This is a genomic window from Bradyrhizobium sp. WSM4873, assembly GCF_055811355.1.
Window position 1 is genome coordinate 13,725 of record NZ_JBVVPS010000024.1, and the last position, 13,036, is coordinate 26,760.

The following is a 13,036-nucleotide window of genomic DNA, read 5'->3' on the forward strand; positions in this document are numbered from 1 at the left end:
CCCGATGAAGCAACGGAGACAGTTTGCATGACCAAAAACGGGAAACGCGTGGCCTGGGTGACAGGCGGCGGCAGCGGGATCGGGGAGGCCGGCGCCGAGGCGCTGGCGGCTGACGGCTGGACGGTGGTGGTCTCGGGCCGGCGCAAGGACGCCCTGGATACCGTGGTTGCGAAGATCACTGGGGCGGGCGGGGCCGCCGAGGCCATTGCGCTGGACGTGTCCGTCTCCGCCGCGGCCCAGAAGGCGGCCGATCAGATCGTCGCGAAGCACGGCCGGATCGACCTGCTGGTGAACAATGCCGGCATCAATGTCCCCAAGCGCAGCTGGAAGGACATGGAACTGGAGGGCTGGGATAAGCTGGTCCAGGTCAATCTCAACGGCGTGCTCTACTGCATGCGCGCGGTGTTGCCGACGATGCGCAAGCAACAGGACGGCTCCATCATCAACGTCTCGTCCTGGGCCGGCCGCCACGTCTCGAAAATGCCGGGCCCGGCCTACACCACAACCAAGCATGCGGTGCTGGCGCTGACCCATTCCTTCAACATGGACGAATGCGTCAATGGCCTGCGCGCCTGCTGCCTGATGCCGGGCGAGGTGGCGACCCCGATCCTGAAGCTGCGCCCGGTGGTGCCGAGCGAAGAGGAGCAGGCCAGGATGCTGCAATCGGAAGATCTCGGCCGCACCATCGCCTTCATCGCAAGCATGCCGGCGCGAGTGTGCATCAACGAGCTCTTGATCAGCCCGACGCATAATCGCGGGTTCATTCAGACGCCGCACAACAGGGATTGAGGTGTAGCGCGAGTCTCATCGCCATCGTCGTCCTGGACAAGCGCAGCGCAGATCCAGGACCCATTCCCCGGGCAGTCGTTTGGCGAAGACTCGGAGTAGCCAGCGTCGCACCGCAACTCCTCCCTGAGGTAATGGGTCCTGGCTTTCGCCAGGACGACGACGGGGAGTGCGCCCCCACGAACACACCCGCACTTAGTTTCACCCATCACAAAGAAGTTTTGTTCGAAACCGCTTCGCAAACCCTCCCGTAATTCGAGCCAACGACGGCGCTGCTGCTTCACGTTCACAGGTCGCAGCCACCGTTGTTGCCCAACTCGAACGCCGGCAATCGCCGGTCACAATCCAATCGGGAGACCCTCCATGTCGAAGCGTATTGCCTATCTCACCGCTGCGGCCTTCAGCGCGCTGGCCATCACCGCGACCGTCGTCGCGCCCGCCCGCGCCGAGGAAAAGACCGTCATGGTCGGCGGCGCCGCGATGTTCCCGTCCAAGAACATCGTCCAGAATGCCGTCAACTTGAAGGACCACACCACGCTGGTGGCGGCGGTGAAGGCGGCCGGCCTGGTGCCGACGCTGGAAGGCAAGGGCCCGTTCACGGTGTTCGCGCCGACCAACGCCGCCTTCGGCAAGCTGCCGGCCGGCACCGTCGACACCCTGGTCAAGCCCGAGAACAAGGCGACGCTGACCAAGATCCTCACCTATCATGTCGTGCCCGGCAAGCTCGAGGCGTCCGACCTCACCGACGGCAAGAAGATGAAGACCGCCGAAGGCGAGGAGCTGACGGTGAAGAAGATGGACGGCAAGGTCTGGATCGTCGATGCCAAGGGCGGCACCTCGATGGTGACGATCTCCAACGTCAACCAGTCGAACGGTGTGATCCATGTGGTCGACACCGTGCTGATGCCGGCGACGTAAATACCGCGCGGTCCGGCTTCACCCCCGAACCGGATGCGACGAAATGGCGAGCCGGGGGTCCCCGGCTCGCTTTATTGTGACCACGATAGCCCGCCGGTATCGATTCGATGCCGGGCAGGGCGTAACGAAAGCGGAAGCATCGGCGTATAATTGCTGTCAGACGATGTTCAGGACGGAACCGCCATGTCGAGCCTCACAGTCACCGACGAGCAGGTCAGCACCACCCCGGCCAAAGTGATCCAGCCGGCCTGGGTCCGGGTCATGCACTGGATCAACGCGCTCGCCATGATCCTGATGATCCTGTCGGGTTGGCAGATCTACAACGCCTCGCCGCTGTTCGGTTTCAGCTTTCCGCGCGACTACACGCTCGGCGGCTGGCTCGGTGGCGGCCTGCTCTGGCACTTTGCGGCGATGTGGCTGTTAATGATCAACGGCCTTGCCTATCTCGTCACCGGTTTTGCCACCGGCCGCTTCCGCAAGAAACTGCTGCCGATCACCCCGTCCGGCGTGCTCCACGATGTCAGGGCTGCGCTGACCTTCAAGCTCGGCCATGCCGATCTCACCGTCTACAATTACGTCCAGCGCGTGCTCTATGCCGGCATCATCCTGGTCGGCGTGATCATCGTGCTGTCGGGCCTTGGGATGTGGAAGCCGGTGCAATTGCACTGGCTCGTGAGCCTGTTCGGCGACTATCCGACCGCGCGCTACATCCATTTCTTCTGCATGGCCGCGATCTGCGCCTTCCTCGTCATTCACGTTTTACTCGCGCTGCTGGTGCCGAAGAGCCTGCGCGCGATGATCATCGGCCGCTAGAGCGGAGAGAGAGTCATGGCCAAGCGCTCATTCCTGATCCCCGGCGTCGACAAGCGGCTGCTGATCAAGGATTCCATCAAGACGATGCCAGAGGTCAGCCGCCGCCGCTTCATCGCGGGCGGCGCCAGCTTAGGGGCGCTGACGCTGCTCACCGGCTGCGACGTGATGGACTCGTCCTCCGCCGAGGAGATGCTGAAGTCGGTTTCGAAATTCAACGATGCCGTGCAGGCCTTCATCTTCAATCCCGACGCGCTGGCGCCGACGTTTCCCGAGAGCGCGATCACCAAACCGTTTCCGTTCAACGCCTATTACGATCTCGACGACGCGCCCGATGTCGACGGCGAATCCTGGAAGCTCGAAGTCCGCGGCCTCGTCGACAACAAGAAGTCGTGGACGCTTCCGGAATTGTACAAGCTGCCGCAGGTCACGCAGATCACCCGTCACATCTGCGTCGAGGGCTGGAGCGCGATCGGCAGCTGGACCGGCACGCCGATGCGCGACTTCCTCAAGCTGATCGGCGCCGACACGCGTGCGAAGTATGTCTGGTTCCAGTGCGCCGACAAGGACGGCTACAATTCACCGCTCGACATGCGCACCGCGCTGCATCCGCAGACCCAGATGACGTTCAAATACGCCGGCGAAATCCTGCCGCGCGCCTACGGCTTCCCGATGAAAATCCGCGTGCCGACCAAGCTCGGCTTCAAGAACCCGAAATACGTGGTGTCGATGGAAGTCACCAACGACTACAAGGGCGGCTATTGGGAAGACCAGGGATATAATTCGTTCAGCGGGAGCTAGCTCCGCGGACCTGGCCTTACCGTCGTCCTGGACAAGCGAAGCGCAGATCCAGGACCCATTACCCCAGGGTTCAGTTTGACGAAGACCAGCAACCACGAATTTTCGCCAAACTCCTCTGTGGGGTAATGGGTCCTGGCTTTCGCCAGGACGACACCGGTCAAGGCCCCACTTTGCGCTGGCACAGCGCCGCCACCGCGCCCAGCGCCAGCAGCGCTGCCGACACATTCAGCGCGTAACTCAAGCTCCCCAGTGCGTCCGTGATCGCGCCGACCACGATCGGCCCCAGTGTCTGGCCGACGCCGAACGAGATCGTCATCGCCGCGATCGCGGTCGGCCACACCTCGGGCGGATAGTTGAAGCGGACGAAGGCGGTGGTCGAGCCGACCACGGCGAAGAAGGCGACGCCGAACACGACCGCGGAGACCGCGAGCCATGCCGGCGAATGCCCGAGCATCGGCAGGGCAGCGCCCAGCGCGTTGGTGCCGAGGATGATGGCGGTGGCCAGTCCGCCGCGATCGAGCGCGAGCACGCGGCGCCAGGCCCATGGCGTGACGAAGGCGCTCAGGCCAATCAGGCTCCAGAACGCGGCCTGCGCCGCGGCCCCGCCGCCGCCGTCGCGTACATAGGCGATCATGAAGGTCATGTAGGCGATGTAGCCCGCGCCAAACAGGAAGTAGCCGGCGAGATAGACCAGCACGGGAAGAATCGCGAAGGCGCCGAGGCTGCCTTGCGAGAACCGCACGCCGCTCTCGATGCGGACCAGGAACAGCGGCACGGTCATGACGACGGACAGCAATGTCATCGCCCACCACACTATCCACCACGAGCCCGGCCCGAAATATTGCAGCGTGAACGGGGCGATCAGGCCCGAGGCGAGAATGCCGATGCCGGGTCCGGCATAGAACAGGCTGAGCAGGAAATTGGCCCGCTCCGGGCGCGACTGCGCGATGGAAGCGGCCAGCGCGCCGCCGGCGACGAAGCCGGCCGCCGCGCCAACGCCCAGCACGAGACGGGCCAGGCTCAGCGCAACGAAATTCCCGGTCAGCGCGCAAGTCGCGAGCGCCGCGACGCAGGCCAGGGTTCCGCCGCGGATCGCGGCCGACCAGCCCACGCGCTCGATCAGCCGGGACGCCACAAGCGCGCCCGCGAGGTAGCCGACGGCGTTGATGGTGTTCATGAAACCGGCCGCCGAGTAGGACCAGCCGAGATCTTCCCGCATGTCCGGCAGCACCAGCGAATAGGCGAAGCGGCCGATACCCAGCCCAACTGTCGCGGCCAGCGACAGGGTCAGGATCAACCGTGCGGGGTGGGCATCGGGTGGAGGGCGGTCAGGCGCGTGCAAGGGGTACTCCGGCATGCGCAGTGTGGCAGGCCCTGCCCGCCTTGCACAGCCGCGAGGCGGCAATGGTGTCTTGCCAAGCACGCAACGCCGCTCTAGCACTCCGGCCGAAATTCACGAGATGCCGTCATGCCCGGCCTTGTGCCGGGCATCCACGTTCTTCTGCACCCGAGGCAAGACGTGGATGGCCGGGTCAAGCCCGGCCATGACGAAACGGAGGAATAACGACCATGGCGACCCACAAACTGCTGCTGCTTCCCGGCGACGGTATCGGCCCCGAGGTGATGGGCGAGGTGAAGCGGCTGATCGACTGGCTCAATTCGGCGGGGATCGCCAAGTTCGAGACCGACACCGGCCTCGTCGGCGGTTCGGCCTATGACGCGCACAAGGTGTCGATCTCGGAAGGCGACATGGCCAAGGCCAGGGACGCCGACGCGATCATCTTCGGTGCGGTCGGCGGCCCGAAATGGGACGCGGTGCCCTACGAGGTACGCCCCGAAGCCGGCCTGCTGCGTCTGCGCAAGGATCTCGGTCTGTTCGCCAACCTGCGTCCCGCCGTGTGCTACCCCGCGCTGGCGGAGGCCTCCAGCCTGAAGCGCGAGGCGGTCGAGGGCCTCGACATCATGATCGTGCGCGAGCTCACCGGCGGCGTCTATTTCGGCGAGCCCAAGACCATCACCGATCTCGGCAACGGCCAGAAGCGCGCCATCGATACCCAGGTCTACGACACCTATGAGATCGAGCGCATCGGCCGCGTCGCCTTCGAACTTGCCAAGAAGCGCAAGAACAAGGTCACGTCGATGGAGAAGCGCAACGTCATGAAGTCGGGCGTGCTCTGGAACGAGGTCATGACCCAGGTCCACAAGCGCGAATATCCCGATGTCACGCTTGAGCATCAGCTCGCCGATTCCGGCGGCATGATGCTGGTGAAATGGCCGAAGCAGTTCGACGTCATCGTCACCGACAATCTGTTCGGCGATATGCTGTCCGACATCGCTGCGATGCTGACGGGATCGCTCGGCATGCTGCCCTCGGCCTCGCTCGGCGAAGTCGACGTCAAGAGCAAGAAGCGCAAAGCGCTGTACGAGCCCGTGCACGGCTCGGCGCCTGATATCGCAGGCCAGGGCCTCGCCAATCCGATCGCGATGATCTCGTCGTTCGGCATGGCGCTGCGCTACTCCTTCGACATGGGCGCGCTCGCCGACAAGGTCGACGCCGCGATCGCCGCGGTGCTGGCCAGCGGCCTGCGCACTGCCGACATCAAGTCGGAAGGCACCATCGCCGCCTCGACCACGCAGATGGGCGAAGCGATCTTGAAGGAATTGCAGAAGCTGCACGCCTAAACGGGCTACACGACAAACAAAAATGGCCGGGCGCGAGCCCGGCCATTTTGATTCGGTCGATATGTCCGCCTCAGTACAGCGGGAAATTCTGCGGATAGCCGCCAACATCCTGCGGCGTGCTGAGCGGCTGGCGATCGATCGGGCGGTTGAGATTTTCGCGGGCGAAGGTCGGATAGCCCACTGCCGGCGGGAAGGCGTAGTCGGAGAACTTGCGGTCGCCCGGATTGACCTCGGTGCCGCCGTCGAGCCAGGAGCGCTTGCTCACATAGATGCGGGTGCGGCCCTGCTGATAGCTCGAATTGGGGCCGCTCGGGCCGTAATAGTGACGGCCGCTGTCATAGCGCTGCTTCTTGGTGTCGGCCGAGGCGGGTGTCGCGAAGGCTGAGGACATGGCAATCACGGCGCCGGCCGCAAGCCACATCGCCAGTTTGTTCGCGGCAGAGAAATTCGAGCTCATCACGTCCCCTTCAGGCGGCAAGCCGCCAATCAATTTCGCCCACATACTAACCCGGCCGGGGCGGCTGCAACTAGGTCTATTGGGTCACACCAGCGCTGAATAATCGTGCGCGCCGGCAAAAGTTGCATGGATACAGCCACTTGAGCTTAATGCCGGTCAAAGCGCGCCGCGCAATTGCGCATTGGCGGCGCCGAGCAGCCAGTCCGACGAGCCCGGCGGCGTGCAGGGGCGGCGCTTCAGCTCTGCATGGGCGAACAATTCGGCCAGCTTCGGCTCGTTGCCCGAGGTCAGCAGCGTCAGCCGGTTCAGCGTGCAGGCGATCGCTGCGCGCCGGGCGGGCAGGCTGTCGCCCTGGCAGGAGAATCCGGAGATCTGGAGCGCCGGCTCCTCGCTGCGCTTGAGGTAGCCGAGGCAGGCCCGCGCGCCCTCCGCAGTGCCGGTCGGCTGGAATAGGGCGACGGGGCCGAACTTGGTGTCGATCAGGCCGGCTTGCTCCAGTGGGGTCGTGGTGCCCAGTCCCATCCGGGCGGCCAGATCCAGAGTTGCCGGGCGCGCCACGTCGAATTCGCCGCCTTCCCGGTAAATCTCGAGCTCGGCCACGGGCCTGTCCGCCTCGTTGGCCCAGCGCATCACGTCCCTGCGGCCGCCTTCGGGATGCCTGAAGATGGTGTAAGAAGCTGTTTTGTCTGACGATTCGACCCGGCTGAGGGCGAACCCCGGAGGCGAGCGGTCGGCCACGGCCCAACCCGGCTTCAGCGCAGCATCATCGTCGCCCAAGTTTGGCAGCTGGCCGAGTGCCGCAAGGCCGAGGATGGCAAACAGCACCAAAGCCCCCACATAGGCGAACAGGCGCGCCAGCGTGCCGACGACCTCGTCGGCGAAGGCTGCAAGCGCCAGATGGATCTGGGTGGGGTTTGCGGCCGTGCTGGCCTCGGGCGACTGCATCCACGTCCCTAAGGCATGGTCCAACGTTGTCTTGAGGCCGGTTCTCGCATAGAAGCGCTGCTCTTCCTGTTTAAGCCTCAGCTTCAGGAAAGAGCTTTTTCGTCGGAGAGTGAACGATGGGTTACAAAGTCGCAGTCGTCGGCGCGACCGGCAATGTCGGACGGGAAATGCTCAACATCCTCGATGAGCGCAAATTCCCCGCGGACGAGGTGGTGGCCCTGGCCTCACGCCGCAGCATGGGCGTCGAGGTCTCCTACGGCGACCGCACGTTGAAGGTCAAAGCGCTCGAGCATTACGACTTCTCCGACGTCGACATCTGCCTGATGTCGGCCGGCGGCGAGGTGTCGAAGGAATGGTCGCCGAAGATCGGCGCCGCCGGCACCGTCGTGATCGACAATTCCTCGGCCTGGCGCATGGATCCGGACGTGCCGCTGATCGTGCCGGAAGTGAATGCGGACGCGACAGCGGGCTTCAAGAAGAAGAACATCATCGCCAACCCGAACTGCTCGACCGCGCAGCTCGTGGTCGCGCTCAAGCCGCTGCACGACAAGGCGACGATCAAGCGCGTCGTGGTCTCGACCTATCAATCGGTGTCGGGCGCCGGCAAGGATGCGATGGACGAACTGTTCTCGCAGACCAAGGCCGTCTACACCAACCAGGAGCTGGTCAATAACAAGTTTCCCGCGCGCATCGCCTTCAACGTCATCCCCCAAATCGATGTCTTCATGGAGGACGGCTACACCAAGGAAGAGTGGAAGATGATGGCGGAGACCAAGAAGATTCTTGATCCCAAGATCAAGCTCTCCGCGACCTGCGTGCGCGTGCCTGTCTTCGTCGGCCATTCCGAGGCCGTCAACATCGAGTTCGAGAATCCGATCAGCGCGGACGAAGCGCGCGACATCCTGCGCAAGGCGCCGGGCTGTCTCGTCATCGACAAGCATGAGCCCGGCGGCTACGCCACGCCGTATGAAGCGGCCGGCGAGGACGCCACCTATATCAGCCGTATCCGCGAGGACGCGACGGTGGAGAACGGTCTCGTGCTGTGGTGCGTATCGGACAATCTACGCAAGGGCGCCGCGCTCAACGCGATCCAGATCGCCGAAGTCCTGATCAATCGCAAGCTGATCAGCGCGAAGAAGAAGGCGGCGTAGAGGCTCAATTCACAGTGGAAGTCCGCGCCGGGTAAAAACCGCGCGGATTTCGTCCTGGTGCGCCGGATCAAGCTCGATGAGCTTGCGGACGAAACTGGCGCCGCCGCCCGTCTTCACGTCGTCGGGCTGGATCTTGAACCAGGCGTCGAAGAGAAGCTTGTCGGCTTTGGCTTGCTGTAGCAGGCTGCGCAGCTCCCAGAAGGCGCTCCCCCATATCTCGGTGCCGTCGAGTGTCGCGGAGCCCAGGGTGAGCTGCATCTCGCTGAAGCGCCTCCTCTTCGTTAAATCCCAATCGGCGGCTGTCGGGCTGGGATTCGGATTGTTGGCGAAGCTGCACGGAAAGTACCAGGCGAGACCGGATTCGATGGCGAGATAGACGGCGAGCGGGCCGTCGACGACGTCGGGCAGTCGACTCGGATACAGGGCGTGATGCATGTATTCCCTGTTCACGACCGCCGGTTCCATCGCGTATTTGCTGTCGATGACCATCATGCGCTTGGCTCCGTCGTAATAGGCGATCATTCCAAGATCCATGCGCTCGCGGATGTCGATGTTGAGTGATGCGCCGGAAGCCCGGTAGCCGAGCCCTTTCAGGTAGTCCTGGAATTTCTTGAACGCCTCTTCCAGCCGCGCCTTGGCGGCGGCCGATATCTTCGATGTCGGCGTGAAGCCGAGTTTCTCTCCGATGACGTCGACCTTTGTGGAGAGGGTCTTGATCTGTTCGCGCAAGGCATCGAAATCCGCGAAATCGTCGCGCAATTTCTTGTAGTCCCCCGCCAGCACATCACCATCGGCCTTCAGCTTTTCGGCCGTTGCTCGACCGTCTTTCAGCTTGTCCGCAACTTCTTGCTTGACGTTCTCCACTTGCTTGGAGAAGTCGCTGTATTGCTTGATCCCCAGGGCGCCCAAGATCAGGACGAGCAATCCAATTGGTATGCCGACAAAGAAACCGAACAGTTTGGCCCAATCGGTCAAACGGCTCGCAATGGCTTCGGCTGTCTCGACTTCGACGACCTTTTGATCCTTGTAGCGTTTGTCGAAGACCTCCTGGATCCGCTCCTGAACCGTGGACTCGACCAGCTCCTTCAACGCATCGGGGTAAGCATGAAGCGATTTGCCGCATTCATTGCAGAACCTGGCGCCGTCGGAGTTCGGCGTCCTGCAGGAGGCGCATTCGACGGCCATCGCCATCCTCCTCGCATGCCATGAAACAACCTGAAGAAACGATCTTTGGTAAGCTCAACCGGGAAAGAATGCAGCAACCGGTCTGGATTGTCACCAGCCGTTCGCCGGAGCGGCGAATTCAGGGGCGCCGGCCGCAGGTGGTCATGGAGCTGCGCCCACTTGTCGCGTTACGCCGCCCAAAAGTCCTTGCACACTGAAGTTGTTGAAATATCATACATCTACCAAAATTAGAGCATGCGAAGTGCTTGGTGCCGAGCAAAGGTGCGCGAGCCTTGCGCATGACGACAGGGGGGATGCCGCATGCCGACCAGATTTTTGCTCGACCGCAAATTCGACGCGCGTCCGGATCGTTTCGATTTCCGTGACCTGCCCTATCGTTCGAGGCTGGTGAGCCTGCCGCAGGTCTATCCGTCCGACGAGTTGATCGAGCGCTGGTTCTTGGTCTATCGCAACGCAGACATGGTTCTCGATCAGGGCCAGGAAGGGTCCTGCACCGGGTTCGGCCTCGCCGGCGTCGTGAACTATCTCCAGTGGGAGCTCGCAAACGCAAATCCGATCGCAGCCGGCGACCCGAAAGCCGCCCAGCCGGTCGCCCGGCGAAGTGCGCGGATGTTGTACCAGAACGCGCGTCTCTATGACGAATGGAAGGGAGAGGATTACGAAGGATCGAGCTGTCGCGGAGCCATGAAGGGATTTCACAAGCACGGCGTTTGTGGCGAGAAATTCTGGCCGAACTTCGAGAGGCGGCAGAGGCCCGGGACGCCCCGGAGTGGATGGGATACGGATGCACCGCTGACGCCTCTCGGAGCCTATTATCGCGTCGACGGCAAATCCATCGTCGACATGCAGTCAGCGATCTACGAAACGCACGCGATCTACGTATCCGCCGACGTCCACGACGGCTGGGACCGCGTTCGCAACAACTGCAAGACGCTCGAGGCGGCGCTCATTCTCCCGCCAAAAAAGCCCAATGACGTCGGCGGCCACGCCTTCGCGCTGGTCGGTTATACGCCTGACGGCTTCATCGTGCAGAACTCGTGGGGCCCCCATTGGGGATTTCATGGGTTTGGCCTGCTGACTTACGAGGACTGGACCCGCTACGGGACCGACGCCTGGGCACTGACGCTCGGCGCACCCATGCGCGTGACACTGCCGCCGATCAAAGGCAAGCAAAGCGGAGCGAATCTTGCGCATCAACCGCATCACTTCGTGAGCCCGTCGATGCGAACCGACCTTTCGCTGGACGAGCGGCTTCGCGAACGGGCGATGCTTCGTTCCGACGTGGCAGGCGATACGAGTGCCGTTTCTCCCTGGATCAACGGCGAAGAGGCCAAGCACATCATCTTCATCGGCCACAATGGCAGCGCCGAACGCGAGCTCGTCGAGGCGAACTCCGGCGACGACGCCGTCGCGGTGGTGGTCCAGCAATGCCTCGACCGGGCGGCCCAGCAGGGATTTTCCGAGCTGGCGATCATTCTTCACGGCGGGCTCAACAGCCGCGACGAAGGTATCGCCAGGGCGCGCGTGCTCGGGCCGTGGTTCGAGGCCAATCGCATCATGCCGATCTTCGTGGTCTGGCAGACGGGTCTTCTGGAATCGGCCGCAGATATTCTGAAGAGCGCCGCGGAGAAGCTGGTTTTGCCGGCGGGAGCGGACAAGGGCTGGCTGAGAAGCAAGATCGACGAGATCAAGGATCGTGCCTTCGAGGTATTCGCGCGCGATGCCGGCGTCAAGGCGATCTGGGAGAACATGAAATTCAGAGCCGCCGGCGCAAGTCGTGCGGGCGGGGGGCTTGCCGTCGCGGCACGAGAGCTTGAGCGCGGGCTCGGCCAGATGAGCAAGAGTCAGCGGCCGCAGATTCATCTGGTCGGACATTCCGCCGGGGCCATCATGCACGGGTATTTTCTAGGCCCCATGAAAGCCCGCGGCCTGAAGGCCAGCTCCATCCATCTTTGGGCGCCGGCCTGCACGGTCGCGTTTGCGTCCGACAAATACGGCAGTGCCTTCGCGGATAAGGTCGCTGATCCCGAGACGACGTTTGTCGACGTGCTCAGCGATGCCAACGAAACGCGCGATCCCTGCGTTCCTGCCCTCTACTCCAAATCGCTGTTGTATCTGGTCTCCCGGGCCCTGGAGCCTGACCACAAGACCCCGGTCCTGGGATTGCAGAAAGTCTGGCGGAAATGGCGGGTGGACGACGATACTTTCATGGCAGGTTCGCAGAAGATCCTGGAGGCGTGGGCGAGTGCGAGCGATGATGTCGTCCTCGACCCGCCAATCAGCGAAACGGAGGTTCCGACGCGTCACGAGCCGAACAAGGACGAAACGATCCCTGCCAATCATGGATCTTTCGACAATAATCTGGACGTCGTGAACCGTACCATCCGCCGCATCATCGGCAAGACGCCTTCGAAGCCCGTCACCGACCTGCGAGGTTTCTAGAGCGTTTTCGAACGAAGTGGATAACGGTTCGCGAAATGAAACGCGTCGTAAGGAGAACTTTGAGCCTCACTCCGATTGCATCAGAACGGAAATGGCTCCAGAGGCGCCTTGGTCAAGCGTCCCTGACGCTCCTGAATTCCTTCGCCGCCTTGTCCAGCACGAACAGCGATCCCTCCGCGACGCCGAAATAGGCGCCGTGGGTCTGCATCTGGCCGCTCTCGACCGCCTTCTGCACGAACGGGAAGGTCATCAGGTTTTCCAGGCTGCGGAAGACCGCGGCCTTCTCGATGCGCTCGACGAATTGCGCCATGGTCTCGTGGTCGCGCTGCTCCACGACCTCGCCCGGCTTGATGAACATCTGCATCCATTTGCCGATGAAGTCGCCGGGCGTGAGCGGCTCGATCTTGTCGACAAAGGCGCGGATGCCGCCGCACTGCGCGTGCCCGAGCACCACGATGTGTTTCACCTTCAGCACCGTCACGGCATATTCCAGCGCCGCCGAGACGCCATGCGCGTTGCCGTCGGGCTGATACACCGGCACCAGATTGGCGATGTTGCGGACCACGAAGAGTTCGCCCGGCCCGACGTCGAAGATCACTTCGGGCGAGACGCGACTATCGCAGCAGCCGATCACCATCACTTCAGGGAACTGCCCCTTCACCGACAGCTCGCGGTAGCGGGTCTGCTCGGTCGGCAGCCGCTGGGTGGCGAAGGCCTTGTAGCCTTCCAGCAAATGCTCTGGGAATGTGTTCATGGCCTATGCCTAATCATATACCGCAGGAGCGAACAAGCCTTTCGAATAGGCAGGCCAGATGCTATCGGCTTCGTTCAGAATACAGATGAGGAAACCGGAAGGAAC

General features: G+C 62.8%; 12 protein-coding genes. 7 read left to right on the plus strand and 5 right to left on the minus strand.

Features of this window, described 5'->3' with window-relative positions; genetic code table 11:
- Positions 1-27 precede the first annotated feature (27 nt).
- The 4 genes from AC0L21_RS26775 (at position 28) to AC0L21_RS26790 (ending at position 3,315) form a co-directional block, all read left to right on the plus strand.
- Entirely contained in the window at positions 28-789 is a 762-nt protein-coding gene (locus AC0L21_RS26775) for an SDR family oxidoreductase (protein ID WP_473264725.1), read from the plus strand.
- Positions 790-1,149: 360 nt separating this feature from the next.
- Complete coding sequence (locus AC0L21_RS26780) at positions 1,150-1,704, plus strand: fasciclin domain-containing protein (protein WP_473264726.1); 555 nt, start codon at positions 1,150-1,152, stop codon at positions 1,702-1,704.
- A gap of 183 nt (positions 1,705-1,887) precedes the next feature.
- On the plus strand, positions 1,888-2,517 hold the full coding sequence (locus AC0L21_RS26785) for a cytochrome b/b6 domain-containing protein (RefSeq protein WP_473264727.1): 630 nt from the start codon (positions 1,888-1,890) through the stop codon (positions 2,515-2,517).
- 15 nt (positions 2,518-2,532) lie between these two features.
- On the plus strand, positions 2,533-3,315 hold the full coding sequence (locus AC0L21_RS26790; protein WP_473264728.1) for a molybdopterin-dependent oxidoreductase: 783 nt from the start codon (positions 2,533-2,535) through the stop codon (positions 3,313-3,315).
- A 157-nt stretch (positions 3,316-3,472) separates the two neighbouring features.
- Here AC0L21_RS26790 and AC0L21_RS26795 read toward each other — a convergent pair whose 3' ends face one another.
- Entirely contained in the window at positions 3,473-4,657 is a 1,185-nt protein-coding gene (locus AC0L21_RS26795; RefSeq protein WP_473264729.1) for a YbfB/YjiJ family MFS transporter, read from the minus strand.
- A gap of 227 nt (positions 4,658-4,884) precedes the next feature.
- Between AC0L21_RS26795 and leuB the strand changes: the two genes are divergently transcribed.
- Complete coding sequence (gene leuB, locus AC0L21_RS26800; RefSeq protein WP_473264730.1) at positions 4,885-5,997, plus strand: 3-isopropylmalate dehydrogenase; 1,113 nt, start codon at positions 4,885-4,887, stop codon at positions 5,995-5,997.
- A gap of 70 nt (positions 5,998-6,067) precedes the next feature.
- Here leuB and AC0L21_RS26805 read toward each other — a convergent pair whose 3' ends face one another.
- Both AC0L21_RS26805 and AC0L21_RS26810 read right to left on the minus strand, forming a co-directional pair.
- A complete protein-coding gene (locus AC0L21_RS26805; protein ID WP_027514960.1) occupies positions 6,068-6,454 on the minus strand; it encodes a hypothetical protein in 387 nt (128 codons plus the stop codon).
- Positions 6,455-6,610: 156 nt separating this feature from the next.
- Positions 6,611-7,399: a hypothetical protein gene (locus tag AC0L21_RS26810; protein WP_473264731.1), complete on the minus strand. Its 789-nt coding sequence runs from the start codon at positions 7,397-7,399 to the stop codon at positions 6,611-6,613.
- A gap of 116 nt (positions 7,400-7,515) precedes the next feature.
- Here AC0L21_RS26810 and AC0L21_RS26815 point away from each other — a divergent pair, with 116 nt between their 5' ends.
- Entirely contained in the window at positions 7,516-8,550 is a 1,035-nt protein-coding gene (locus tag AC0L21_RS26815; protein ID WP_007598796.1) for an aspartate-semialdehyde dehydrogenase, read from the plus strand.
- A 9-nt stretch (positions 8,551-8,559) separates the two neighbouring features.
- Here the strand turns inward: AC0L21_RS26815 and AC0L21_RS26820 are convergent, their stop codons facing one another.
- Positions 8,560-9,735 (minus strand): zinc ribbon domain-containing protein, encoded by a 1,176-nt coding sequence (locus AC0L21_RS26820; RefSeq protein ID WP_473264732.1) that lies wholly within the window; start codon positions 9,733-9,735, stop codon positions 8,560-8,562.
- A 300-nt stretch (positions 9,736-10,035) separates the two neighbouring features.
- Between AC0L21_RS26820 and AC0L21_RS26825 the strand changes: the two genes are divergently transcribed.
- Positions 10,036-12,177, plus strand: coding sequence for a C1 family peptidase (locus AC0L21_RS26825; RefSeq protein WP_473264733.1), 2,142 nt, complete (start codon positions 10,036-10,038; stop codon positions 12,175-12,177).
- A 112-nt stretch (positions 12,178-12,289) separates the two neighbouring features.
- Here the strand turns inward: AC0L21_RS26825 and AC0L21_RS26830 are convergent, their stop codons facing one another.
- Positions 12,290-12,931, minus strand: a complete 642-nt coding sequence (locus AC0L21_RS26830; protein ID WP_473264734.1) for a carbonic anhydrase — start codon at positions 12,929-12,931, stop codon at positions 12,290-12,292.
- Between the last annotated feature and the right edge of the window lie 105 nt (positions 12,932-13,036).

What these genes read in the sequence shown, in the direction of transcription:
- AC0L21_RS26815 (WP_007598796.1), top strand. Translation starts at nt 7,516, where the DNA reads ATGGGTTACAAAGTCGCAGTCGTCGGCGCGACCGGCAATGTCGGACGG.
- AC0L21_RS26820 (WP_473264732.1), bottom strand. Translation starts at nt 9,735, where the DNA reads ATGGCCGTCGAATGCGCCTCCTGCAGGACGCCGAACTCCGACGGCGCC.
- AC0L21_RS26785 (WP_473264727.1), top strand. Translation starts at nt 1,888, where the DNA reads ATGTCGAGCCTCACAGTCACCGACGAGCAGGTCAGCACCACCCCGGCC.
- AC0L21_RS26775 (WP_473264725.1), top strand. Translation starts at nt 28, where the DNA reads ATGACCAAAAACGGGAAACGCGTGGCCTGGGTGACAGGCGGCGGCAGC.
- leuB (WP_473264730.1), top strand. Translation starts at nt 4,885, where the DNA reads ATGGCGACCCACAAACTGCTGCTGCTTCCCGGCGACGGTATCGGCCCC.
- AC0L21_RS26805 (WP_027514960.1), bottom strand. Translation starts at nt 6,454, where the DNA reads ATGAGCTCGAATTTCTCTGCCGCGAACAAACTGGCGATGTGGCTTGCG.
- AC0L21_RS26810 (WP_473264731.1), bottom strand. Translation starts at nt 7,399, where the DNA reads ATGCAGTCGCCCGAGGCCAGCACGGCCGCAAACCCCACCCAGATCCAT.
- AC0L21_RS26825 (WP_473264733.1), top strand. Translation starts at nt 10,036, where the DNA reads ATGCCGACCAGATTTTTGCTCGACCGCAAATTCGACGCGCGTCCGGAT.
- AC0L21_RS26790 (WP_473264728.1), top strand. Translation starts at nt 2,533, where the DNA reads ATGGCCAAGCGCTCATTCCTGATCCCCGGCGTCGACAAGCGGCTGCTG.
- AC0L21_RS26830 (WP_473264734.1), bottom strand. Translation starts at nt 12,931, where the DNA reads ATGAACACATTCCCAGAGCATTTGCTGGAAGGCTACAAGGCCTTCGCC.
- AC0L21_RS26780 (WP_473264726.1), top strand. Translation starts at nt 1,150, where the DNA reads ATGTCGAAGCGTATTGCCTATCTCACCGCTGCGGCCTTCAGCGCGCTG.